At 70.7% G+C, this 21,515-nt stretch carries 18 protein-coding genes; 6 read left to right on the top strand and 12 right to left on the bottom strand.

Annotation, left to right across the window (positions count from 1 at the left end; translation table 11 throughout):
- The first annotated feature begins 6 nt into the window (after positions 1-6).
- A complete protein-coding gene (locus ABEA82_RS03685; protein WP_345659876.1) occupies positions 7-1,596 on the top strand; it encodes a beta-N-acetylhexosaminidase in 1,590 nt (529 codons plus the stop codon).
- 287 nt (positions 1,597-1,883) lie between these two features.
- Here ABEA82_RS03685 and ABEA82_RS03680 read toward each other — a convergent pair whose 3' ends face one another.
- From ABEA82_RS03680 to ABEA82_RS03655, 6 genes are all read right to left on the bottom strand, one after another.
- Positions 1,884-3,656 (bottom strand): IucA/IucC family protein, encoded by a 1,773-nt coding sequence (locus tag ABEA82_RS03680; RefSeq protein WP_345659875.1) that lies wholly within the window; start codon positions 3,654-3,656, stop codon positions 1,884-1,886.
- On the bottom strand, positions 3,653-4,207 hold the full coding sequence (locus ABEA82_RS03675; RefSeq protein WP_345659874.1) for a GNAT family N-acetyltransferase: 555 nt from the start codon (positions 4,205-4,207) through the stop codon (positions 3,653-3,655). The genes ABEA82_RS03680 and ABEA82_RS03675 overlap by 4 nt, the downstream gene beginning before the upstream one ends.
- Complete coding sequence (locus tag ABEA82_RS03670; RefSeq protein WP_345659873.1) at positions 4,204-5,481, bottom strand: lysine N(6)-hydroxylase/L-ornithine N(5)-oxygenase family protein; 1,278 nt, start codon at positions 5,479-5,481, stop codon at positions 4,204-4,206. The genes ABEA82_RS03675 and ABEA82_RS03670 overlap by 4 nt, the downstream gene beginning before the upstream one ends.
- A complete protein-coding gene (gene desA, locus ABEA82_RS03665) occupies positions 5,465-6,907 on the bottom strand; it encodes a lysine decarboxylase DesA (RefSeq protein WP_345659872.1) in 1,443 nt (480 codons plus the stop codon). The genes ABEA82_RS03670 and desA overlap by 17 nt, the downstream gene beginning before the upstream one ends.
- A 155-nt stretch (positions 6,908-7,062) precedes the next feature.
- Entirely contained in the window at positions 7,063-7,920 is an 858-nt protein-coding gene (locus ABEA82_RS03660; protein ID WP_345659871.1) for a siderophore-interacting protein, read from the bottom strand.
- Between the two features lie 151 nt (positions 7,921-8,071).
- Positions 8,072-9,115, bottom strand: a complete 1,044-nt coding sequence (locus ABEA82_RS03655; RefSeq protein WP_345659870.1) for an ABC transporter substrate-binding protein — start codon at positions 9,113-9,115, stop codon at positions 8,072-8,074.
- A 311-nt stretch (positions 9,116-9,426) separates the two neighbouring features.
- Here ABEA82_RS03655 and ABEA82_RS03650 point away from each other — a divergent pair, with 311 nt between their 5' ends.
- Together ABEA82_RS03650 and ABEA82_RS03645 are read left to right on the top strand one after the other, a co-directional pair.
- Positions 9,427-9,579, top strand: a complete 153-nt coding sequence (locus tag ABEA82_RS03650; protein WP_345659869.1) for a hypothetical protein — start codon at positions 9,427-9,429, stop codon at positions 9,577-9,579.
- Positions 9,576-10,097, top strand: coding sequence for a hypothetical protein (locus ABEA82_RS03645; RefSeq protein WP_345659868.1), 522 nt, complete (start codon positions 9,576-9,578; stop codon positions 10,095-10,097). Before ABEA82_RS03650 ends, ABEA82_RS03645 begins: the two co-directional genes overlap by 4 nt.
- Positions 10,098-10,151: 54 nt before the next feature.
- Here ABEA82_RS03645 and ABEA82_RS03640 read toward each other — a convergent pair whose 3' ends face one another.
- Genes ABEA82_RS03640 through ABEA82_RS03625 form a run of 4 tightly spaced genes read right to left on the bottom strand, consistent with a single transcriptional unit; the run spans position 10,152 to position 15,812 of the window.
- Complete coding sequence (locus ABEA82_RS03640) at positions 10,152-11,312, bottom strand: acyl-CoA dehydrogenase family protein (RefSeq protein ID WP_345659867.1); 1,161 nt, start codon at positions 11,310-11,312, stop codon at positions 10,152-10,154.
- 5 nt (positions 11,313-11,317) lie between these two features.
- Positions 11,318-12,268, bottom strand: coding sequence for a hydroxymethylglutaryl-CoA lyase (locus tag ABEA82_RS03635; RefSeq protein WP_345659866.1), 951 nt, complete (start codon positions 12,266-12,268; stop codon positions 11,318-11,320).
- Positions 12,265-14,181, bottom strand: a complete 1,917-nt coding sequence (locus ABEA82_RS03630) for an acetyl/propionyl/methylcrotonyl-CoA carboxylase subunit alpha (protein ID WP_345659865.1) — start codon at positions 14,179-14,181, stop codon at positions 12,265-12,267. Before ABEA82_RS03630 ends, ABEA82_RS03635 begins: the two co-directional genes overlap by 4 nt.
- 14 nt (positions 14,182-14,195) lie before the next feature.
- Positions 14,196-15,812, bottom strand: coding sequence for a carboxyl transferase domain-containing protein (locus ABEA82_RS03625; RefSeq protein WP_345659864.1), 1,617 nt, complete (start codon positions 15,810-15,812; stop codon positions 14,196-14,198).
- An 86-nt stretch (positions 15,813-15,898) separates the two neighbouring features.
- On the opposite strand from ABEA82_RS03625, the gene ABEA82_RS03620 reads away from it, so the two are divergent.
- The 3 genes from ABEA82_RS03620 to ABEA82_RS03610 all read left to right on the top strand — a co-directional run bounded on the left by ABEA82_RS03620 (position 15,899) and on the right by ABEA82_RS03610 (position 18,947).
- On the top strand, positions 15,899-16,495 hold the full coding sequence (locus ABEA82_RS03620; protein WP_345659863.1) for an SACE_7040 family transcriptional regulator: 597 nt from the start codon (positions 15,899-15,901) through the stop codon (positions 16,493-16,495).
- Positions 16,496-16,872: 377 nt separating this feature from the next.
- Positions 16,873-18,030, top strand: a complete 1,158-nt coding sequence (locus ABEA82_RS03615; RefSeq protein WP_345659862.1) for an acyl-CoA dehydrogenase family protein — start codon at positions 16,873-16,875, stop codon at positions 18,028-18,030.
- A 35-nt stretch (positions 18,031-18,065) separates the two neighbouring features.
- Positions 18,066-18,947, top strand: coding sequence for an acyl-CoA thioesterase (locus ABEA82_RS03610; protein ID WP_345659861.1), 882 nt, complete (start codon positions 18,066-18,068; stop codon positions 18,945-18,947).
- A 40-nt stretch (positions 18,948-18,987) separates the two neighbouring features.
- Here ABEA82_RS03610 and ABEA82_RS03605 read toward each other — a convergent pair whose 3' ends face one another.
- Both ABEA82_RS03605 and ABEA82_RS03600 read right to left on the bottom strand, forming a co-directional pair.
- On the bottom strand, positions 18,988-19,776 hold the full coding sequence (locus ABEA82_RS03605; RefSeq protein WP_345659860.1) for a phosphatase: 789 nt from the start codon (positions 19,774-19,776) through the stop codon (positions 18,988-18,990).
- Positions 19,777-19,869: 93 nt separating this feature from the next.
- The gene (locus ABEA82_RS03600) at positions 19,870-21,426 is read right to left on the bottom strand and encodes a PucR family transcriptional regulator ligand-binding domain-containing protein (RefSeq protein WP_345659859.1); all 1,557 of its coding nucleotides are present in this window, start codon (positions 21,424-21,426) and stop codon (positions 19,870-19,872) included.
- Between the last annotated feature and the right edge of the window lie 89 nt (positions 21,427-21,515).

Below are 21,515 nucleotides of genomic sequence, written 5' to 3'. Positions count from 1 at the left end.
GGCCGTGTGAGACACCACCACAGAACGCTCCGCCTTCTCGGTTCCCTGCTGCTCGTGACGATGGGCGTCTCCGTGACAGGGGCCGCCCCCGCGGCGGAGGCGTCGCCCACCCCGCTCGACCGTGTGATCCCCGCGCCCGCCTCGGTCGCGCCGGGCGGATCCCCCTACCGGATCACCCGCGGCACCCACATACGCGTCGACGACTCCCGCGAGATCCGCCGCATCGGCGAGTACCTCGCGCGGATCCTCCGCCCCTCCACCGGCTACCGCCTGCCCGTCACCGCCCAGGGGACCGGCGGGATCCGACTGCGCCTCGCCGCGGGCCCGTTCGGCGCCGAGGGCTACCGCCTCGACAGCGGCCGCAAGGGCGTCACCATCACGGCGGCGGAGCCCGCCGGCCTCTTCCACGGCGTGCAGACCCTGCGCCAGCTGCTCCCGGCGGCCGTCGAGAGGGACTCCGTCCAGCCCGGCCCGTGGCTCGTCGCCGGCGGCACCGTCACCGACACCCCGCGCTACGGCTGGCGCGGCGCCATGCTCGACGTCTCCCGGCACTTCTTCACCGTCGACCAGGTCAAGCGCTACGTCGACCAGCTGGCCCTCTACAAGATCAACAAGCTGCATCTGCACCTCAGCGACGACCAGGGCTGGCGCATCGCCGTCGACTCCTGGCCGCGGCTCGCCACCTACGGCGGTTCGACCGAGGTCGGCGGTGGTCCCGGCGGTTTCTACACCAAGGCCGACTACAAGGAGATCGTGCGGTACGCCGCTTCCCGCTACCTGGAGGTCGTCCCCGAGATCGACATGCCCGGCCACACGAACGCGGCGCTGGCTTCGTACGCCGAGCTGAACTGCGACGGTGTCGCGCCGCCGCTCTACACCGGCACCGAGGTCGGCTTCAGCTCGCTGTGCGTCGGCAAGGAGGTCACGTACGACTTCGTGGAGGACGTGATCCGGGAGCTCGCGGCGCTCACGCCGGGCCGGTACCTCCACATCGGGGGTGACGAGGCGCACTCCACCAGCCATGGGGACTACGTGAAGTTCATGGACCGGGTGCAGCCGATCGTCGCCAAGTACGGCAAGACGGTGGTCGGCTGGCACCAGCTGACCGGGGCGACTCCGGCGAAGGGCGCTCTCGCGCAGTACTGGGGGCTCGACAGTACGAGTGCCGAGGAGAAGGAGCGGGTCGTGAAGGCCGCGCAGGGCGGGACGGGGCTGATCCTGTCGCCGGCCGACCGGGTGTATCTCGACATGAAGTACACGAAGGACACGCCGCTGGGGCTGTCCTGGGCGGGGTACGTCGAGGTGAAGCGGTCGTACGACTGGGATCCCGGGGCGTATCTGCCGGGGGTGCCGGGCGGGGCCGTGAAGGGGGTGGAGGCGCCGATGTGGTCGGAGACTCTTGAGGACTCCGGGGACATCGAGTTCATGGCGTTTCCGCGGTTGCCCGGGGTTGCCGAGTTGGGGTGGTCGCAGGGGGCGACGCGTGACTGGGAGCGGTACAAGGTGCGGCTTGCTGCGCAGGCTGAGCGGTGGGATGCCCTGGGGGTAGGGTTTTATCGGTCGGGGCAGGTGCCGTGGGGGGCTGGCGGGCGGTGAATTGGCCGCGGGGCGGTGGGGGCTTGTCGCGCAGTTCCCCGCGCCCCTCAAGAGTGCGCAGTTCCCCGCGCCCCCAAGAGTGCGCAGTTGCCCGCGCCCCCAAGCGTGCGCAGTTCCCCGCGCCCCCAAGCGTGCGCAGTTGCCCGCGCCCCCAAGCGTGCGCAGTTCCCCGCGCCCCCAAGAGTGCGCGGTTCCCCGCGCCCCCAAGAGTGCGCAGTTTCCCGCGGCCCTGAAACGACGGGCACCCCGGAGGACCGTACTCCGGGGTGCCCGTCTGCTGTGGGGTGTCAGATGGTCGCGATGGGGTTCTGGAGGTTGCCTACCAGTTGGAGGGCGCCGGACGGGTCCGAGAGGTCCACCATCTGTTCGTTGTTGCGGAGTTGGAGGCGGTTGAGGCAGGAGAGGGCGAACTCGGGGGCGAACATGTCGTACTGCTTGAACTTGTCGGCGAGTTCCGGCATCGACTCCTGGTAGGCGCGGGTGACGTCCGCGACCGTGCGCCAGAAGTCGTCCTCCTCCAGGATCCCCTCGGAGGCCAGGTTCGCCGCGAGGAAGCGGAAGAAGCAGTCGAAGACGTCCGTGAAGATCGACAGGAGTTTCTTGTCCTCCGGGACCTCCACGCGCAGCCGCTCCACCGTCGGCGGCAGCACCGCGTCCGGGTCCATGACGGCGATCTCCTCGGCGATGTCCTTGTAGATCGCGCGCTGCACGACCCCGTCCTTCAGCACGAGGATGACGTTCTCGCCGTGCGGCATGAACACCAGGTCGTAGGCGTAGAAGCTGTGGAGGAGGGGCGTGAAGTAGGCCTGGAGGTAGCGGCGCAGCCACTCCGTCGGGGAGAGTCCCGACTGCTCGATCAGCGCGCCGGCGATGGAGGCACCCTCGTGGTCGACATGGACCAGGGAGGCCATGGTGGCCAGCGACTCGCCGTCCTTCAGGGACGGCACCGGGCTCTCCCGCCACAGCGCGGCGAGCATCTTGCGGTACGGCGAGTAGCGGTCCGTCGCCTGCTCGTACTCCAGGTGCCGGTAGCCGACGGCGGCCCGCTCGCGGATGATCGACAGGCCCGTCGAGCTCAGCACCGGGTCGCCCTCGATCAGCTGGGCCAGCCAGTCGTTGATCGCCGGGGTGGCCTCCATGTAGGCGGCCGAGAGACCGCGCATGAAGCCCATGTTGATGACGGACAGGGCCGTCTTCACGTAGTGCTTCTCGGGGCTGGAGGTGTTGAAGAAGGTCCGGATGGACTGCTGGGCCAGGTACTCGTCGTCGCCCTCGCCCAGGCACACCAGGTGTTTCCGGGCGACCTCGGCGGCGAAGGTGACGGTCAGCTTGTTCCACCACTGCCAGGGGTGGACGGGAATGAGGAGGTAGTCGGCCGGGTCGAGGTCCTGCTCGCGCAGGACGCCGTGGAAGCGCTCGACCGTCTCGGCGCCCAGCTCCTCGCGCAGGAACGACTCGTACTCGATGCCGACGCCGGCCGTGAACGCGGCACGGGAGCGGTGCGCCGCGAGCCAGATGAGCCGGACCGGGCTCGCCGTCTCCGGCGCGTACGACAGGTACTCGTGGATGCCGAAGCCGAGCCGCCCGTTGTTGGCCACGAAGCAGGGGTGGCCCTCGGTCATGCCGGTCTCGATGGCCTGGAAGTCGCCGCGTGCGAGCTCCGCCGCCGTCTTCTTCGGTTTGGTGAGCTTGTAGCAGGTGCCCGAGAGGGTGGAGGAGATCTCCTCCAGGTAGACGGGCAGGATGTCGTCGCTCAGGCCGAGGGACTTCTGGAGCTCGATGAAGAAGTCCAGGGCAGCCAGGGGTTGTTCGGCACCGTCCCGGTGGCGGGTGATCGAGTCGGCGTCGACCTGCCAGTGGTCGAGCGCGCGGCGTACGGCGGTGAAGGTGTACCGGGTCTGGCCGTCGTCGCTGCGGACGACGTACTCGCCGTCGCCGGTGGCCTCCGGCGTGATGAGCCGCTCGTGCGCGAACTCGGCGAGGGCCTTGCGGATCAGGAGGCGGTTGGCCCGCGCCCAGCGGTGGGGGGACAGATGCGCTACGGCGTCGGACAGGGTCATACGGCTACTCCTCGGGCGGCCAGGCTGTGCCTGTTGAAGAAGCGCTCGCGTGTGCAGAAGCTCAGCAGCGCGCGCTTCTCCGGCTTGTCGATCTCACGTGCGGGCACGAATCCCACGGCCTCGTTCAGCGCGTGCACGGCCTTGTTGCTCACGTCGGGCTCCACCACGACCCGCCGGGTGCGGGGGTCGGCGAACAGCTCCTCCATCACGGCGGTGATGACGGCGCGGGTGAAGCCGTGGATCGGGCGGTCCGTCGGCGCGACCAGGAAGTGCATGCCGACATCGCCGGGCTCCGGGTCGTACAGCCCGACCAGTTCGACGTACCGGGGGTCGTAGGACTCCATCAGGAAGGCCGGCTCGCCGTCGTGCAGACCGATGAAGGCCTGGTGGTGCTCGTGGGCCGCGATCCGCATGTACTCGCGCTCGACGTCCTGGAGTTTCGCGTCCTGCATCATCCAGTAGGCCGCCTTGGGGTGGGTGACCCAGCCGTGCAGCAGCTCGGCGTCCCGGAGCGGGTCCAGGTCGCGGAGGGTGAGGGTACCGATGCTCATACGGAGAACTCCTGGAACGCGATCGTCTTCTCGACCGGGTAGTACTCGGTGCCGAGCAGCTCGCGGATGATGTACGCGTTCCGGTAGGGGCCCATGCCCAGGTCCGGGCTGGTGATGCTGTGGGTGTGGACGCCGGCGTTCTGGAGGAAGATCCCGCGGCCGGTGACGTCGACGGCGTAGTTGCGGGCGACGTCGAAGTTGCCCCGGGAGTCGTAGACCAGGCGGTCCCGCACGGGCTTCAGGAACTCCGGCTCGGCGTACTTGTAGCCCGTGGCCAGGACCAGGCCCTCGGAGGTCAGCTCGAAGTCCTTCTCCTGCTCCTCCTGGCGGAAGCCCAGCGTGTACGTGCCGTTCTCGTACGCCGCGCTGTGCAGCGAGGAGTTGGTGAGCAGGCGCGTGGGCACGGGACCGCCGAGGTTCTTCTGGTAGAGCAGGTCGAAGATCTCGTTGATCAGGTCGCCGTCGATGCCCTTGAACAGGCCCTTCTGCTCGGCCGTGAGGCGGTAGCGGGTGGCCTCCGGCAGTTCGCGGAAGTAGTCGACGTACTCCGGGGACGTCATCTCCAGCGTGAGCTTGGTGTACTCCAGCGGGAAGAAGCGGGGGGAGCGGGTGACCCAGTTCAGGCGGTAGCCGTGGACGTCGATCTCGCTGAGCAGGTCGTAGTAGATCTCGGCGGCGGACTGCCCGGACCCGACCAGCGTGATCGAGTCCTTCTTCTGCAGCTCCGCCTTGCTGCTCAGATAGCGGGAGTTGTGGATGAAGTCGCCGCCCAGGCCCTGGCAGGCCTCGGGGACGTAGGGCGGGGTGCCCGTGCCGAGGACCAGGTGGCGGGCGCGGTACACGTCTCCGGCCTCGGTGTGCACGACGTAGACGTCGTCCTCGTAGCGGACTTCCGTCACCGTCGTGCCGAAGCGGATGGTGCTCAGTTTGCCGGCGGCCCAGCGGCAGTAGTCGTCGTACTCGACGCGCAGCGGGTAGAAGTTCTCGCGGATGTAGAACGAGTACAGCCGGCCCTTCTCCTTCAGGTAGTTCAGGAAGGAGTACGGGGACGTCGGGTCGGCGAGCGTGACCAGGTCCGACATGAACGGGGTCTGGAGGTGGGCGCCGTCGAGGAACATCCCCGCGTGCCACTCGAAGTCGGGCTTCGACTCCAGGAAGACGCCGTCGAGTTCGGCGATGGGCTCGGTCAGGCAGGCCAGGCCGAGGTTGAAGGGGCCGAGCCCGATGCCCACGAAGTCATGGGTTCTGGTCGGGTTGTCAGGACGCGCGGTCAAGGGACTCTCCCAGGTACTGCTCGGCGTGGCCGGCGATCAGATCGAGGACGGCGGCGATGTCGGAGGCCTGCGTCTCGGGGTTGAGCAGGGTGAACTTCAGGTAGTGACGGCCGGCGACCTTGGTGCCCGCGACGATGGCGTCACCGGAGGCGAACAGGGCCTTGCGGGCGTAGAGGTTGGCGCGGTCGATCTCGGCGGGGTCGGTGACGTTCGCCGGGATGTAGCGGAAGACCAGCGTGGACAGGCTGGGCTCCACGACCACGTCGAAGCGCGGGTCGGCGGCGAGCAGCTTCCAGCCCTCCCGGGCCAGCTCGCACACCTCGTCGAAGAGCTGTCCGATGCCGTCGGCGCCCATGGTCCGCAGCGTCATCCACAGCTTGAGGGCGTCGAAGCGGCGGGTGGTCTGAAGGGACTTGTCCACCTGGTTGGGGATACGTTCCTGCACCATGCGGCGCGGGTTCAGGTACTCGGCGTGGTAGGTGGCGTGCCGGAGCGTCGCCGCGTCCCGTACGAGGACGGCCGAGGAACTCACCGGCTGGAAGAAGGACTTGTGGTAGTCGACGGTGACCGAGTCGGCCCGCTCGATGCCGGCGATGCGGTCCCGGTGCTTCAGGGAGGCGAGCAGTCCGCAGCCGTAGGCGGCGTCGACGTGCATCCAGGTGCCGAACTGCTCGCACAGCCCGGCGATCTCGGGCAGCGGGTCGATGGAGCCGAAGTCGGTGGTGCCGGCGGTGGCGACGACGGCCATGGGGACGAGGCCGTCCTTCGTGCAGCGCTCCAGCTCGCGGGCGAGGGCGACGGTCTGCATGCGCTTGTCGTGGTCGACGGGGATGGAGACCACGGCGTCCTGGCCGAGCCCGAGGAGCTTCGCGGACTTCTTCACGCTGAAGTGGCTGACCTCGGAGGCGAAGATGCGCAGTTTGGCCAGGGTGTCGCTCTTGGCCTCCTCACGGGCGAGCAGCAGCGCCTGGAGGTTGGACTGGGTGCCGCCGGAGGTGAACACGCCGTCGGCGGCCGGGCCGAGGCCGATGCGCTCGGTCGTCCAGTCGATCAGTTTCCGCTCGATGAGCGTGCCGCCGGCCGACTGGTCCCAGGTGTCCAGGGAGGAGTTCACGGCGGACAGGACGGCCTCGCCGAGCACGGCCGGGATGACGACCGGGCAGTTGAGGTGGGCCAGGTAGCGGGGGTGGTGGAAGTAGACGGCGTCCCGGAGGTAGACCTCCTCCAGTTCGTCGAGCACCGCCGTGGTGTCGTGCAGCGGCTGGTCGAGGTCGATCTCGTCGATGCGGGGAGCGAGGGCGTCGACGCTGACGCCGGTGAACGGCCTGTCGGTGGCGGCGAGTTTGGCGGCCACCCGCTCGACTCCTTCGGTCACGGAGCGGCGGTACTGCTCCGCGGTGGTGTCGTTGAGCAGGTGCGAACGCATGTGGGGGTCCTCCGGTGGGGACAGTCCGGTGCGGGACAGGGCGGCTGAACCGCCGGTTCAACTTAGGTAAGCCTAACCTAAGTTATTCAGCGGGAAACCGTGCCCTGCCGTGACCGTGGTCACTCAGGTTTCGTCTTCCGTCGTCGGCGGGTCGGCTAGCCCTCGGTCCGCAGTTGCTCCTCGCTCACGCCGTGGCGCCAGTAGCCGACGAACGTGACCCGGCGGCGGTCGATCCCGCGCTCCTGCACGAAGTGCCGTCGCAGCCGCTTCACACAGCCGGACTCGCCGGCGATCCAGACGTACGGGCTCTCGCTGGGCGGGAGTCGGTGGTCGCGGAGGATGTCGAGGGCCATGGGGGAGCCGTCGGCGCTCCTGCTCTCCTCCCGCACCAGCCAGGTGATCTCGGCGTCCGCCTCGGTCACGAGGTCCTGGACGTCGCCGGCGTACGGCACCTCCAGCCAGACCCGGGCACGGGTGCCGGCCGGGAGCGACTCGACGATGGCCGAGGCGGCCGGTACGGCGGTCTCGTCGCCCCAGACGACCACGAGGTCGGTGCCCTCCGGCGGCCGGAAGCGGATCGCCCGGTTGTCGGCGACGGCCGGGCCGAGCAGCAGGACCCGGTCCCCGGCGGCGGCCGCGGCGGCCCAGCGGGAGGCGGGGCCGGCCTGGACCGCGGCGCCCGGCTCGACGCCGTGCAGGGCGAAGTCGATGTCGATCTCGTCCGGGTCGCGGCGCAGCGCGCGCAGGGTGTACGACCGCATCACGGCCCGTACGTCGTCCGGGAGTTCACGCCACCCCTGCCACCAGCCGTCCCCGAGCTCGAGCGGCACGACCGGCTCGGGCTGCCCGGGGTGGGGCAGGAACAGCGACAGCGACTGGTCGCATCCGTCGGAGTGGAAGGCGTGCAGATCGGGCCCACCGAAGGTGACACGGACCAGAGACGGACCGAGCCGCCTCGTCCGCACGACCTGGAGGGAGAAGAAACGGAACGGGGCGGCTACGGCCGTGGTCATGAGGGCTCCTGATGTGTCGTCAGGCGGTGGGGGTGGGCGCCCCGAAAGGGGGGCGGGGCCTGTGCCGATGTGCGGCTCCGCCGCGTGGGCGCGACAAGGCACACACGGCCCGCAGACGCAGTCGTTGAGCAGCCCCCGCGGCGCTGAGCGCCTAGCTGACCTTCTTCGCCGTCTCGATGGCCTTCGCGAGGTTCTCCACCAACGGCACACACTTGTCGTACGACAGAATCGGCTCGGCCGACCGCGAGATGACCTGCCCGGCCTTCACCGCGGGCAGCTTCTTCCATGTCGCCTCGGTGATGTTCGCCGGCTGGATCGCCGAGGACCGGTCGTCCATCATGATGATGTCCGCCGCGTACTTGTCGACGTTCTCCCAGCTCAGGCTCTCGAACCAGCCGCCGCCCTGGGCCTTGGCCTTCGCCGGCGGCTCGACGAAGTTCACGCCGAGGGCCTTGAAGTACTCCAGGTCGACGGAGAGGTTCGTACCGGAGACGTAGAAGAGCTCCTGGCTCGCGGAACCGGCCATCACCTTGATGTCGGGGTGCGCCTTGGCGGCCTTGCGCAGCCGCTCGGACGCCTTCTCGAACCGCTTCTTCGCGTCGGTGGCCTTCGCGGCATTCATGTCGCCGCCGAGGGACTCGGCCAGCTCCCACATCCGCTCCAGCGGGGCGGTGAGCTGACGGTCGTACACGGAGATGCCGACGCTCGGGGCCAGCTTGGCGATCTTGTCCTTGGAGTCCTCGGGGACGTACCAGAGCGTGCCGGCGTCGTCGAACATCGTGCTGATCAGCACGTCCGGGGCGAGGGTGGCGTACTTCTCGACGCTGAACTGGTCCCAGGCGTTGCCGAGGATGGTCACCTTGCTGATGTCCATGTCGCCGGCCTGGACGTCGGGCTTGCCGTCCTGCGTCTTGGTCGGGCCGAAGACGCCCTTGACGGAGACGCCGTAGTCGTGGAGGGCGGCGGCGACGCCGGTGAAGGCGACGATGTTCGCGGGCACCTTGTCGAGCTGCACGCTCTTGCCGCGGTCGTCCTTGAAGGACCACGGGCCGGACTTTGCGGCCGCCTTCGACTCCGAGCCGCCGTCCTTGGAGTCTTCGCTGCCGCACGCGGTCACGAGGGCGCCGAGTCCGAGGGCGCCGCCGGCGGCGAGGATGCCGCGGCGGGAGAAGCGGGCGGTTCTGGCGTTCGACATGGCTGGGTCTGCTTTCATGCGTACGGAGACACTGCGGGCACGGCCGAGAGCCGCTTGGCTGGAATCAAGCTTAGGTTAGCCTAACCTCAAGATGTGTCCAGGGGGTCCTGGTAGCTGTGCCCGGGGGGTGTGGCGGGGATGCGCGACGAGGCGGTGATCCGGATCACCAAGGGGCGTGCGGCTGTGTTGTGACGGTGAGTCAGACGTGAAGATTAGGTGTGGCGAGCGCTGTGATCGGCTGATACGTTCCGGGTGACCATCGAACCGAACACCGGTTCTCCATGCGCGCTTTCACGGGGGAATGCTGCGCCATGTCCTGCGCTGCCCTGCGCGTCACCTTGCTGCCCGTCGCCCACGGCCCGCTCGCGGCCTCGACGCGGACCCGGAGCTTCGAACCGAAGCGGAACTCCGCGGGCAAGGACGCCGACTTCCTGGAGCGCACCCCGGAAGGGACACCATCATGAGGAAGCTTCTGTCCACCACCGTCGCGGGCGGCGCCGCCGCACTCGCGCTCGTCGCCCTGGCCGCGGCGCCGGCCTCGGCCGGCACCGCCGACTCGCAGTTCGATGTGGTCTTCCCCGGTCAGAAGCCGCAGACCACGTACTACGTCCAGAACACCGGGACCGTGTCCGGCAGCATGACCGGCAAGTCGGTCATGAGCTGGCAGATCATCGACGACCAGGTCGTCGACAACTCCAAGCGGTTCACCAGCTTCAAGATCACGACGCGGATCGAGGAGCGTCTGACCAAGACCAGCGAGGACCACGTCGTCACGTCGAAGACCTGCGACCTGACCAAGCTCGTCAACGACAACTACTCGTGGTTCCAGGTGGAGCCCGCGAACACCTGCGTCGCGCCGTCCACGGTGTACGACGGCGAGGTGTACTGGTCGGCGGACGCGACGATCGTCTATGACATCGAAGGTGACGGCAAGGGCGCCATCACCAAGGAGACCCTCGGTTCGCCGCTGATCCACGGCTGACCTCCGCGCGCCGACCGTGGGGGCCCGCACCATTGCGGGTGCGGGCCCCGGGGATCAGCTCACCAAGCCCAGTTCGCGGGCGATCAGCATGCGCTGGACCTCGCTCGTGCCCTCGCCGATCTCGAGGATCTTGGAGTCGCGCCACATGCGGGCGACCGGGTACTCGTTCATGAAGCCGTAGCCGCCGTGGATCTGGGTGGCCTCGCGGGCGTTGTCGACCGCGACGGTGGAGGAGTGGAGCTTGGCGAGGGCCGCCTCCTTCTTGAAGGGGGCGCCGGACACCAGGCGGGCCGCGGCGTCGCGCCAGGCCAGGCGGGCCGTGTGGGCCTTCATCTCCATGTCGGCGATCTTGAACTGGATGGCCTGGTTGGCGGCGATCGGCTTGCCGAAGGCGTGGCGTTCCTTGGCGTACTTGACCGATTCGTCGACGCAGCCCTGTGCGAGACCCGTCGCCAGCGCGGCGATCGCGATGCGGCCCTCGTCGAGGATGCGCAGGAACTGGGCGTAGCCGCGGCCCTCCTCACCGAGGAGGTTCTCCGCCGGGACCCGGACGTCCGTGAAGGACAGCTCGCGGGTGTCCGAGGCGTTCCAGCCGACCTTCGAGTACGGGGCCGCGACCGTGAAGCCGGGGGTGGTGGAGGGGACGATGATCGAGGAGATCAGGGGCTTGCCGTCGGCCGAGCGGCCCGTCACCGCCGTGACCGTGACCAGGCCCGTGATGTCCGTGCCCGAGTTGGTGATGAAGCACTTGGTGCCGTTGATCACCCACTCGTTCGTCGACTCGTCCAGGCGGGCCGTCGTACGGGTCGCGCCCGCGTCGCTGCCGCCGTCCGGCTCCGTCAGGCCGAAAGCGCCCAGGAGTTCGCCGGAGCAGAGGCGGGGGAGCCACTCCTGCTTCTGGGCCTCCGTGCCGTAGCGGTAGACGGGCATCGCGCCGAGGGATACACCGGCTTCGAGCGTGATGGCGACCGAGGAGTCGACCCGCGCCAGTTCCTCCAGGGCCACGCCCAGCGCCAGGTAGTCGCCGCCCATGCCGCCGTACTCCTCGGGGAACGGCAGCCCGAACAGGCCCATGCGGCCCATCTCCCGGACGATCTCGTACGGGAACTCGTGCCGCTCGTAGAAGTCGCCGATCTTCGGCGCCACCACCTCGTGCGCGAACTCCTCGACCGTGCGGCGGAGTTCCTCCAGTTCGGGGGAGAGACGGTAGTCCATGGTGATCACTGCTCCTCGGTGCCCTCGTGGGACAGAGCTCGGACGGTGCGGGACGGGCTGGGTCGGCCCAGGTGGGCGGCCATCCACGTGCTCGTGGCGACGAGGCGGCCGAGGTCGATGCCGGTGTCGATGCCGAGGCCCCGCAGCATCCACACGAGGTCTTCGGTGGCCAGGTTGCCGGTCGCCGACTTCGCGTACGGGCAGCCGCCCAGGCCGCCCGCTGAGGCGTCGACGGTGGTGACGCCCTGCTGGAGCGCGGCGAGGGTGTTGGCGAGGGCCTGGCCGTAGGTGTCGTGGAAGTGGACGCCGAGGGCGGAGAGCGGAACTCCCGCCTCGTCCAGGGCCGCGAGGAGCGCGACCACATGGCCCGGAGTCGCCACGCCGATCGTGTCGCCCAGGCTCAGCTCGTCGCAGCCCATGTCCAGCAGGGCCCGGCAGACCCGGACCACCTGGGGGATCGGGACCTCGCCCTCCCACGGGTCGCCGAAGCACATGGAGAGGTAGCCGCGCACATGGACGTCCGCCGTCTTCGCGCGGGTCACCACCGGCTCGAACATCGCCAGGGCCTCGTCCACCGTGCGGTTGAGGTTGGCCTTGGCGAAGGACTCCGTGGCGCTGGCGAAGACGGCGATCCGGCGGGCACCGAGCGCCAGGGCGCGGTCCAGGCCGCGTTCGTTCGGGACCAGGACCGGGAGCGCGACGGGGAGGTCGTCGACCATGGGGAACAGCGCTTCCGCGTCCGCCAGTTGGGGGACCCACGCGGGGTGGACGAAGCTCGTCGCCTCGATCGTCGTCAGGCCCGCTTCGGCCAAGCGGCGGATGAAGTGAGCCTTGACCTCCGTGGGGACCGTCGCCTTCTCGTTCTGCAGGCCGTCGCGTGCGCCCACCTCGTGGATGCGGACGCGGCTCGGGAGGTCCGCTGTCGGGATCACCATGGGAAGCCCGGTCGTCGTCATGCCTCCACCTCCTCGTCGGGCGCGATGACCGCCAGGACCTGGTCCATGGCGACCGTCGAGCCCGGTGTCACGTCCAGTTCGGTGACCTTGCCCGCGTGCGGGGCGGAGATGACGTGCTCCATCTTCATCGCCTCCACCACCAGCAGGCTCTGACCGGCGGTCACCTCGTCGCCGACCGCGACCTTCACGACCGTGACCGTGCCCGGCATGGGCGCCGTGAGCGAGTCGGCGCCCGCGTGGGCCGCGCGGGTCAGGGACGCGGCCACCGGGTCGTGGTCGCGTACGTGCCAGGCGTCGCCGTCGCGGCCGAGCCAGTCGGCGGCGCGGTGGAAGGTGTGGCGGACGCCGTCCAGGGTCACCGAGACCCGGTCGCCGGAGACCACGGCGGTGCCGCGCGGGGTGTGCTCGAGCGGGTCCCGCACCCTCAGGTGGAAGGCCGCGGGTTTCCGCTCACCGCCGAGGCGCCAGCCGCTCGGCACCGAGAAGGGGTTCGTCCAGCCGCCCGGCTCGGGCTTGAGCCCTTCCAGGCGGACGGCCGCCGCCGCCTCGTACACCTCCTCCGGTACGTCCGTCGGGACCAGTGCCTCCACCTCGCGCTCGACCAGGCCGGTGTCCATGTCGCCGGAGACCACCGCCGGGTGGGCGAGCAGCCGGCGCAGGAAGCCGGCGTTCGTCTGCACCCCGAGCGTGACGGTCTCCGCCAGGGCCGAGCGGAGCTTGCGCAGCGCGGTCGCGCGGTCGGGGCCGTAGGCGATGACCTTGGAGAGCATCGGGTCGTAGAGGCTGCCGACCTCCGTGCCCTCGGTGAGGCCCGAGTCGGTGCGGATGCCGTCGCCCTGCGGCTCGCGGAGCTTCAGGACCGTGCCCCCGGAGGGGAGGAAGTCGCGGGCCGGGTCCTCGGCGCAGATGCGGGCTTCCACCGCGTGACCCGTCAGCCGTACGTCCTCCTGGGCGAAACCGAGGGGCTCGCCGGCCGCGACCCGCAGCTGCCACTCGACCAGGTCCAGGCCGGTGATCAGCTCCGTGACCGGGTGTTCCACCTGGAGGCGGGTGTTCATCTCCATGAAGTAGTACGAGGACGGGTCCTGGCCGGGGACGATGAACTCCACCGTGCCCGCGCCCCGGTAGCCGCAGGAGCGGGCCGCCTGGACCGCCGCCTCGCCCATCGCGGACCGCGTCTCCTCGTCGAGGAGCACGCTGGGCGCCTCCTCGATGATCTTCTGGTGGCGGCGTTGCAGGGAGCACTCGCGCTCCCCGAGGTGGACCACGTGCCCGTGGCCGTCGGCCAGGACCTGGATCTCGATGTGCCGGGGGCGGTCGATCCAGCGCTCCACGAGGAGCGTGTCGTCGCCGAAGGAGGCGCCGGCCTCGCGGCGGGCCGACGCGATCTCCTCCTCCAGCCGGGTCAGGTCCCGCACCAGGCGCATGCCCTTGCCGCCGCCGCCCGCGCTGGGCTTCAGCAGCACGGGAGCGCCCAGTTCGCGGGCCGCCTCGGCCAGCTCGGGGTCGCGTCCGCCGGGGACCACGGGCACTCCGGCCGCCCGGACCGTCTCCTTGGCGCGGATCTTGTCTCCCATGAGGGCGATCGCGTCCGCCGGAGGGCCGATGAAGACCAGGCCTGCCTCGGCGCAGGCGCGCGCGAAGGCCGCGTTCTCGGCGAGGAAGCCGTAGCCGGGGTGGACCGCCTGGGCGCCGGTGCGGGCGGCGGCTTCCAGGAGGCGCTCCACCGACAGGTAGCTCATCGACGCCGGGGCCGGTCCGATCCGGACCGCCGTGTCCGCCTCGCGGACGTGCCGGGCGTCGGCGTCCGCGTCGGAGAAGACGGCCACCGAGCGCACGCCCATCGACCGCAGCGTACGGATGACGCGCACGGCGATCTCGCCCCGGTTGGCCACAAGCACTGTCTCGAACATCGTCGTCCGTCCCCTCACATCCGGAAGACGCCGAACTGGGGGTCACCCAGGGGCGCGTTGGCGCACGCGGTCAGGGCCAGTCCCAGGACCTGCCGGGTGTCCGCCGGGTCGATCACACCGTCGTCCCAGAGGCGGGCCGTCGCGTAGTAGGCGTTGCCCTGGTGCTCGTACTGGGCGCGGATCGGGGCCTTGAAGGCGTGCTCGTCCTCCGCCGGCCAGGACTCGCCGCGCGCCTCGAGCTGGTCCCGCTTGACGGTCGCGAGGACCGAGGCGGCCTGCTCGCCGCCCATGACCGAGATCTTGGCGTTCGGCCACATCCACAGGAAGCGGGGGGAGTACGCCCTGCCGCACATGGAGTAGTTCCCCGCGCCGTAGGAGCCGCCCACCACGACCGTCAGCTTCGGGACGCGGGTGCAGGCGACCGCCGTGACCATCTTGGCGCCGTGCTTGGCGATGCCGCCCGCCTCGTAGTCCCGGCCGACCATGAACCCGGAGATGTTCTGGAGGAAGACGAGGGGGATGCCGCGCTGGTCGCACAGCTCGATGAAGTGGGCGCCCTTCTGGGCGGACTCGGAGAACAGGATGCCGTTGTTGGCGACGATGCCCACCGGGTGGCCGTGGATCCGGGCGAAGCCGGTGACGAGGGTCTGGCCGAACTCGGACTTGAACTCGGCGAAGCGGGAGCCGTCGACGACCCGGGCGATGATCTCGCGCACGTCGTACGGCGTGCGGGAGTCGACCGGGACCGCGCCGTAGAGGCCGTGGGGGTCGACCTTGGGCTCCGTCGCCTCCGTGACCTCCCAGGGGAGCGTCCCGCGCGCGGGGAGGGTGGAGACGATCGTGCGGACGATGCGCAGCGCGTGCGCGTCGTTCTCCGCGAGGTGGTCGGTGACGCCCGAGATCCGGGAGTGGACCTCGCCGCCGCCCAGCTCCTCCGCCGTGACGACCTCGCCGGTGGCCGCCTTCACCAGGGGTGGTCCGCCCAGGAAGATCGTGCCCTGGTTGCGGACGATCACGGCCTCGTCGCTCATCGCCGGGACGTACGCCCCGCCCGCCGTGCAGGAGCCTAGGACCGCGGCGATCTGGGGGATGCCGGCGCCGGACATACGGGCCTGGTTGTAGAAGATCCGGCCGAAGTGGTCGCGGTCGGGGAAGACCTCGTCCTGCATGGGGAGGAAGGCGCCGCCGGAGTCGACCAGGTAGACGCAGGGCAGGCGGTTGTCGAGGGCGACCTCCTGGGCGCGGAGGTGCTTCTTGACCGTCATCGGGTAGTACGTGCCGCCCTTGACCGTGGCGTCGTTGGCGATGACCACGGTCTCGCGGCCGCTGACCCGGCCGATGCCGGCGATGACGCCGGCGGCCGGGGCCTGGCCCTCGTACATCCCGTCGGCCGCGAGCGGGGCCAGCTCCAGGAAGGGCGAGCCCGGGTCGAGGAGGGTGTCGACGCGGTCGCGGGGGAGCAGCTTGCCGCGCGCGGTGTGGCGGGCGCGGGCCTTCTCGCCGCCGCCCCGGGCGGCCGCGGCCAGCTTGGTGCGCAGCTCCTCGACGAGGGCGTGGTGCGCCTCCTCGTTGGCCCGAAAGGCCTCCGACGCGGGGTCTGCCGCGCTCGTGAGCTCCGGTGCCTCGTGCATCCTGCGGATCCCCTCACGTGTTAATGAGCGTTAACGCATTTCCTTCAGGTTAACGACCGCTAACCTCCCTGTCTAGAATTGATTTCATGGCCACCAGAACCGACGCACCCACCCGCCGCGAGCAGATCCTCAAGGAGGCCGCGCGGTTGTTCGCCGAGCGGGGCTTCCACGGGGTCGGCGTCGACGAGATAGGCGCCGCGGTGGGGATCAGCGGACCCGGGTTGTACCGGCACTTCCCGGGCAAGGACGCGATGCTCGCGGAGCTGCTGGTGGGGATCAGCGAGCAGTTGCTGACCGGGGCGAAGCGGAGGTTGGCGGAGGCGGACGGGCAGGTGGGGGCCGAGGCGGTCCTCGACTCGCTGATCGAGGGGCATATCGACTTCGCGCTCGACGACCGGCCTCTGATCACCCTGCACGACCGGGAGCTGGATCGCCTCCGGGACAGCGACCGGAAGATGGTGCGGCAGCTTCAGCGGCAGTACGTGGAGCTGTGGGTGGGGGTGGTGCGGGAGGTGTACCCGGCGCTCGGGGAGCCGGCGGCGCGGTCTGCCGTCCACTCCGTGTTCGGGTTGCTGAACTCGACGCCGCATCTGGGGAGGCCTGGGGTGTTGCCCGGGCGGGGGGCTACGGCGGAGTTGCTGCACCGGATGGCGCGGGGGGCGTTCGCGGCGGCGGGTGTCTGACGGCCTCTGCCCACCCACCCGCCCGACACGGTTGGCCAGGCGGCCCGGCCCCGGCGGGGGCTCCGCCCCTGCCCCCCGGCGGGTTTCCCACCCACCCGCCCGTAGCTGTCGGGCAAGAGGCTGAGCTTGCCCCGGGGCTCCGCCCCGTACCCCGGCGGGGGCTGCGCCCCCTGCACCCCGCGCCCCGCGCGGCCCTGCGCCCTGCGCCCCGCGCCCCGCGCCCCGCGTCCTGGCAGGCGCTCCTCCCTCAGCCCTCCCACCCCCAGCGTGACGAGCGTTACCCCGCCCCGCGCCCCGGCGCCCTGGACGGTCGTTGATACTCGCCGGTATCTTGATGTGAGCAAGCGCTTAGACAGCAGAGGTCCGGAGGTGGCGGCGTGCGCCGTACGGTGTTCAACGAGGATCACGAGGCGTTCCGGGAGACCATCCGCGCCTTCATCGAGGCCGAGGTCGTACCCGTGTACGACGAGTGGTTCGCAGCGGGTCAGGCGCCCCGGGACTTCTACTACAAGCTCGGTGAGCTGGGCATCTTCGGTATCAACGTCCCCGAGGAGTTCGGTGGCGCGGGACTGGAGAGCCACAAGTTCGAGGCCGTGCTGTACGAGGAGACCGCCCGCGCGGGCGTCCAGTTCGGCGGCTCCGGCGTGCACGTGCTGCTCGCCCTGCCCTACATCAAGATGCTCGCCACCGACGAGCAGAAGAAGCGCTACCTGCCGAAGTTCGTCAGCGGCGAGGAGATGTGGGCCATCGCGATGACGGAGCCGGGCACCGGTTCCGACCTCGCGGGCATGAAGTCCACCGCCAAGCTGAGTGAGGACGGGACGCACTACGTCCTCAACGGCGCCAAGACCTTCATCACCGGCGGCGTGCACGCCGACCGCGTGATCGTCTGCGCCCGGACCGCCGCCCCGACCGCCGAGGACCGCCGCCACGGCATCTCCCTCTTCGCCGTCGACACCAAGTCCGAGGGCTACTCCGTCGGCCGCAAGCTCGACAAGCTCGGCCTGAAGACCTCCGACACCGCCGAGCTCGCGTTCGTCGACGTGAAGGTCCCCGTCGAGGACCTCCTCGGCGAGGAGAACAAGGGCTTCTACTACCTCGGTCACAACCTGGCCTCCGAGCGCTGGGGCATCGCCTTCGGCGCCTACGCCCAGGCCAAGGCCGCCGTGCGGTTCGCCAAGCAGTACGTGCAGGAGCGCACCGTCTTCGGCAAGCCGGTCGCCCACTTCCAGAACACCAAGTTCGAGCTGGCCGCCTGCCAGGCCGAGGTGGACGCCGCCGAGGCCGTCGCCGACCGGGCGACGGAGGCTCTGGACGCCGGTGAGCTGACCCCCGCCGAGGCCGCGAGCGCCAAGCTGTTCTGCACCGAGGTCGCGCACCGCGTCATCGACCGCTGCCTCCAGCTGCACGGCGGCTACGGCTACATGAACGAGTACCCGATCGCCCGCCTGTACGCGGACAACCGCGTCAACCGCATCTACGGCGGCACCAGCGAGATCATGAAGTCGATCATCGCGAAGGACATGGGGCTGTAATCCGACCGCAGTCAGTGGCCGGTACAACAGTTGCCATGAGCAATGCACTCCAGGACCTCCTCGATCTGCTCGACCTCGAGCAGATCGAGGAGGACATATTTCGCGGCCGCTCCCGGTCCGCCGTCGTACCCCGGGTCTTCGGCGGGCAGGTCGCGGCGCAGGCGCTCGTCGCCGCCGGGCGGACGGTCCCCGCGGACCGGCACGCCCACTCGCTCCACGCGTACTTCCTGCGCTCCGGTGATCCCGGCGCGCCCATCGTCTACACCGTGGACCGGATCCGCGACGGCCGCTCCTTCACCACCCGCCGGGTGGTCGCCGTCCAGCACGGCAAGCCGATCTTCCACCTCTCGGCGTCGTTCCAGACGTACGAGGACGGGCTGGACCACCAGGCGCTGATGCCTGCCGCGCCCGATCCCGCCACGCTGCCCACCGGGGAGGAGCGGCTGCGCGGGTACGGCCATCTCGACCCCGTGGTCGTGGAGAGGTTCATCGAGGCCCGCGCCGCCGTCGACCTGCGGTACGTCGACGAGCCGCCGTACGGGAAGTTCGGCGAGCCGCGCGAGCCGCACAGCCAGGTGTGGTTCCGCACGAACGGGAAGCTGGCCGACGACCCGCTGTTGCACGTCGTCCTCGCCACCTATGTCTCCGACATGACGCTGCTCGACTCCGTGCTGCTCGCGCACGGCCGCGGCGGCTGGGCCGTCGGGGACGTCGTCGGGGCCTCCCTGGACCACGCCATGTGGTTCCACCGGCCGTTCCGCGCCGACGAGTGGCTGCTCTACGACCAGGAGTCCCCGTCCGCGTACGGCGGCCGGGGACTGGGACAGGCCCGGATCTACACGCAGGACGGGCAGCTGGCCATCTCGGTCATCCAGGAGGGCGTGGTCCGCGTCCCGCGCGAACCGGACGCCGCCTAGGCCCTGCCGGGCCTGGACACCCCCTGGGCTCTGCCGGGCCTCAGATCAGGCCCGCCTCCGTCAGCAGGTACGCCGTCATCGGGTCGTAGTGGCGCGGGCTGACGACGTGGTCGTCAAGGGGCACCGTCACCTGCACGGTGCCCTCGGCCTCGGCGACGAAGAGAGCCGGGTCGTTGCAGTCGGCGTAGCCGACGGAGTCCACGCCGTGCTGTCCCGCGTATCCCGCCCAGCCGTGGTCGGCGACGACCAGGTCGGGCAGCGGGCGGCCCGCGCGCTCCAGGGCGGTCAGGATGGCCTTCATCGGTTCGCCCGAGTGGGTGTGCCACAGGGTGGCGCCGTGCTCCAGCACCGCCACGTCCGCGAACTGCATCACATAGCCCTCGTCCGTCGTCAGGCCGTCCGGGATGACGACGATCTCGCAGCCCGCCGTGCGCAGCGCGGACGCGGTCGCGCGGTGGACGTCGAGCAGGCCGCCGGGGTGGCCGGTGGCGAAGAGGACCCGCTGCCCGCCGTCGGCCGCCTTGCGCAGCCGCCCGGCGAGCCGGTCCAGGGCCGCGACCGTCAGCTCGGGGTCGATGGTGTCCTGGCCGTAGCGGTGCTCGGGGTCGTCGTTCACACCGACCCGTTCCGCCATCACCGCGAGGACGTCCTGCTCGTCGCTCCAGCGGTCGCCGAGTTCCAGTCCCAGCCAGTAGTGGCGGTCGCCGTTCGCCAGCTTGCGGTAGTGGGAGAGGTTGTTCTCGCGGGGGGTGGCGACGTCGCCCGCGATGCGCGTCCTGACGAGGTGGTCGACGAGTTCGGCGCGGCTGGGTGTCCCGGGTATCGGCATGCCACCCATTGTGAGGCAGCCCCCTGTGGGAGTCCCTGACGTATCGGCCCCTGGGATGTGCGTCACGTACTCAGAAGGATGCCGCTCACATACTCAGATGTGCCGCAGCGCGAACCAGAGTTCCATGCGTACGTCCGGGTCGTCCAGGTCCGTCTCCAGCAGGGCCGCGCAGCGGGCGACGCGCTGCCGCACGGTGTTGCGGTGCACGGACAGGGCGACGGCCGTACGGTCCCAACTGCCGTGCAGGGACAGCCAGGTGCGCAGGGTCTCGGTGAGGGCGGGGTGTGCCGTGACGGGGGAGAGGAGCGCGCGGGCGTGGGCCGCAGCCTCGCCGGGCGGGACCAGGTCGGCCAGGGCGGGGCGCGGGCCGTGCCGGAGCAGCGGGGTCCGGGTCGCGCGGGCCCGGGCCAGGGCGCGGGCCGCCTGGGTGTCGGCGGCGGGCCAGTCCTCCGGGGCCGCGGCGGCGCTGACGCCCAGGGTCCAGCCCGACAGCGGGTCCGGTGCCCGGTCGGCCGGGACCAGGACCCGTACGACGTCGCCCGCCGGGTCGACCAGGGCGGAGCCGAGCGCGGCGCCGAGCGCGGAGGCCGCGACGGCGTCCGCGGGGCCCTGCCCGTCGGGCCGGGCGTGCACGACGACCCACCGCCGGCCGCCGAGCAGCGGCGCGACCTCCTCGGGCGGAGCCCCCAGCAGCAGCCGCACCAGCGCGGAGGAACGGGCGGCACCGGTGCCGCTCTGCTGTTCGCCGGTGAGGAGCGAGAGCAGCACGGCCGCGACGGAGGCGACGGTGTGGTCCCCCGGCGCGCGCTCCGGGGTGGCGACCCCGAGCACGAAGCCGTGCCCGGCGCCGAGGGCGTAGGCGGCGAGATGGGTGCCGGCGACGGTGTCGGTGGCGGAGGTGGGGTGGGGAGGCCCGCCCCCGGGTCCCCCGGCCGCGGTGGGGTGCGGAGAACCAGGCCCCCCACCCGTCGGCCGCACCACCCCGGCCAGCCCCGCCAGCGCCGCGCCGGCCTCCTCCCCGGGGTTCCGGCCCGCCCCCGCGATCTCCGCCCCCTCCGGCCCGTACAGCACCGCCCGGCCGCCCAGTCGCTGGGCGAGCTGCCGGAGGACCGACGGGACCGGGTCGGGCCGGGAGGCGGCGGCGGTGAGGCTCTGCTGGGCCTCCGTGACGCGGCGGAGTTCCGCCAGACGGGCCTGGGCCATCAGCTGCCAGACCGCGCGGGCCACGCCCGAGAAGGTGGTCTGCGGCGGCACCTCCAGCAGCGGCAGGCCGTAGGTCTCGCAGGCCGCGACCAGTGCCCTCGGCACCGTGTCGTGCACCGGCGCCACACCGAAGCCGAGGGCCGCACCGCCCGCGGCGACGATCCTGGCCACGTAGTCGTCGAAATAGTCCCCCAAGCTCTCGGCTTCGCTCGAGCAGGGGGGACCCCCATCCGACCCTGCCGCCTCCGGGATGTGCACGCCCGCCGTGAGCAGCAGCTCCCCGCCCAGCAGATACGGGTACGGGTCCGCCATCTCCGAGGTGTGCACCCAGTGGACGACGGCCGCGGGGTCGTCCGGGCCGGCGATCCGCCGCAGGGCCAGGTCCTCGCGGGCCAGCAGGGCGGAGAGCCGTACGGGAGGCGTGGGCGGGACAGCGGGGTCCGGCATGATGTGCGTTCCCTCCACCCGGCACCGGCTCGAATGGATGAAACGTACACTTCGCAGTCGCTTTCCGGCCACCTAGGGTCAGTGCTCGT

Origin of the sequence: Streptomyces venetus (genome assembly GCF_039540295.1) — a bacterium.
In the GTDB taxonomy this organism is placed as follows: domain Bacteria; phylum Actinomycetota; class Actinomycetes; order Streptomycetales; family Streptomycetaceae; genus Streptomyces; species Streptomyces venetus.
The sequence above is the reverse complement of the archived record's forward strand: the minus strand, read 5'-3'. Positions and strand labels throughout refer to the sequence as shown.

Coding starts and splice junctions, on each gene's coding strand:
- ABEA82_RS03660 (WP_345659871.1), bottom strand. CDS start 7,920: ATGACCACGGCCGTAGCCGCCCCGTTCCGTTTCTTCTCCCTCCAGGTC.
- ABEA82_RS03655 (WP_345659870.1), bottom strand. CDS start 9,115: ATGTCGAACGCCAGAACCGCCCGCTTCTCCCGCCGCGGCATCCTCGCC.
- ABEA82_RS03635 (WP_345659866.1), bottom strand. CDS start 12,268: ATGACGACGACCGGGCTTCCCATGGTGATCCCGACAGCGGACCTCCCG.
- ABEA82_RS03675 (WP_345659874.1), bottom strand. CDS start 4,207: ATGAGCATCGGTACCCTCACCCTCCGCGACCTGGACCCGCTCCGGGAC.
- ABEA82_RS03600 (WP_345659859.1), bottom strand. CDS start 21,426: ATGCCGGACCCCGCTGTCCCGCCCACGCCTCCCGTACGGCTCTCCGCC.
- ABEA82_RS03625 (WP_345659864.1), bottom strand. CDS start 15,812: ATGCACGAGGCACCGGAGCTCACGAGCGCGGCAGACCCCGCGTCGGAG.
- ABEA82_RS03630 (WP_345659865.1), bottom strand. CDS start 14,181: ATGTTCGAGACAGTGCTTGTGGCCAACCGGGGCGAGATCGCCGTGCGC.
- ABEA82_RS03680 (WP_345659875.1), bottom strand. CDS start 3,656: ATGACCCTGTCCGACGCCGTAGCGCATCTGTCCCCCCACCGCTGGGCG.
- ABEA82_RS03620 (WP_345659863.1), top strand. CDS start 15,899: ATGGCCACCAGAACCGACGCACCCACCCGCCGCGAGCAGATCCTCAAG.
- ABEA82_RS03645 (WP_345659868.1), top strand. CDS start 9,576: ATGAGGAAGCTTCTGTCCACCACCGTCGCGGGCGGCGCCGCCGCACTC.
- ABEA82_RS03605 (WP_345659860.1), bottom strand. CDS start 19,776: ATGCCGATACCCGGGACACCCAGCCGCGCCGAACTCGTCGACCACCTC.
- desA (WP_345659872.1), bottom strand. CDS start 6,907: ATGCGTTCGCACCTGCTCAACGACACCACCGCGGAGCAGTACCGCCGC.
- ABEA82_RS03640 (WP_345659867.1), bottom strand. CDS start 11,312: ATGGACTACCGTCTCTCCCCCGAACTGGAGGAACTCCGCCGCACGGTC.
- ABEA82_RS03610 (WP_345659861.1), top strand. CDS start 18,066: ATGAGCAATGCACTCCAGGACCTCCTCGATCTGCTCGACCTCGAGCAG.
- ABEA82_RS03650 (WP_345659869.1), top strand. CDS start 9,427: ATGTCCTGCGCTGCCCTGCGCGTCACCTTGCTGCCCGTCGCCCACGGC.